The sequence below is a fragment of the Methylobacterium indicum genome, from assembly GCF_001043895.1.
Lineage (GTDB): Bacteria > Pseudomonadota > Alphaproteobacteria > Rhizobiales > Beijerinckiaceae > Methylobacterium > Methylobacterium indicum.
On the sequence record NZ_JTHF01000391.1, the window covers coordinates 1 to 1,169 of the forward strand.

Sequence of the window (1,169 nt, forward strand, 5' to 3'; positions counted from 1 at the left end):
GTGCAGGCGAGCCCGCCCCTGGCCTGCGCCTCGCCGAGCCGCCGCGTGCGGCGGGCGCGCGGCGCGAGGAGGTCTACAGGCGTCTCGGCGAAGGTTCGGCGTCGGCAGGTCGGGTTGCGGCAGTAGAACCGCCGCACCTCGATGCGGAGACTGGTCTGCGATGCCGACACCGGCAGGTCGGCGGGATGGCGCTGGTAGCGGCTATGGATGGACCGGCTCGCATGCTGGCAATCAGGACAGCGGCTGCTGTCGGCATCCAGCCTCATTGGGATGACGAGGTGATCCTCGTCTCGTTCAGCGAACCGCGCGACGCGGCACTCGGGGACGGGAAAGGGAATGTCCATGCCACCCACGATGGGGAAGCTGGGCGACCCTATCATCGGCCCGAGTCAATCCACCACCATCCACGCAAAGTGAGCAAGAACCACAGAAACGGGGCAATCCCAGGCCGGCGCCTGAGGCTAACGCTCGACGGCGAGGCCCTGCCGACCTCGGCCGACGGCCTGAACCCTGGCGAGCCCTGGATGAACAACGATACCCTGACCTTCGTCCCCAAGCCGCGAGACCTGCCATGAACTTTCGCCTCCGCTCCGCTGCTGCTCTGGCGGCCGCGCTCCTCCTGGTCGCGCCGGCGCTGGCCGGCCCGGACTATAACCCGGCGAAGAAGGCGCAGTACCCGAGCCCCAACCTCCTCGCGCCCGACGCCGACCGGATCACCCTGCGCGGCGCGGACGGGATCTCGTGCGCGCCCGGGGTCCCGTGCCGCATCCAGTCCACGAAGAGCCGCGTGATGTGGGGGCTGTCCGGCCCGGCGTCGTCGTCCGATGCGGCGCAGACGATCCAGAACACTGACACCTCGGCCGACACGATCCTGACGCCGATCACCGCGACAGGCCTGTTCTACGCCGATAACGTGCGCAATGCCGTTGTCGTCCCCGCTGGCACCAAGGCGGTCAACGTCTCGGCGCATGGGTGCTATTTGCGCAACGACAACTCGGTCAGCAAGGATCCGACCTATGGCGAGACCATCGGTGTCGGTGTCTGCGATTGGGGTGTCGCCCTCGCCAACGCCGACAATGCGGCCGTGTGGGGCGCGGCGCGATACCTGTCGGACACGGCCAACAACAGCATACCTGTCCCGGGGCGCCAGGGCGTCGGCCTGATCGCCT

2 protein-coding genes are annotated in these 1,169 nt (G+C 68.4%); one reads left to right on the top strand and one right to left on the bottom strand.

Features of this window, described 5'->3' with window-relative positions:
- The coding region (locus tag QR78_RS30610) for a transposase family protein (protein ID WP_162234108.1) at positions 1–344 on the bottom strand (344 nt) is incomplete at its 3' end.
- A 227-nt stretch (positions 345–571) separates the two neighbouring features.
- On the opposite strand from QR78_RS30610, the gene QR78_RS30615 reads away from it, so the two are divergent.
- Positions 572–1,169 (top strand): hypothetical protein (locus QR78_RS30615; protein WP_048431409.1); only part of this gene is annotated, 598 nt, incomplete at its 3' end.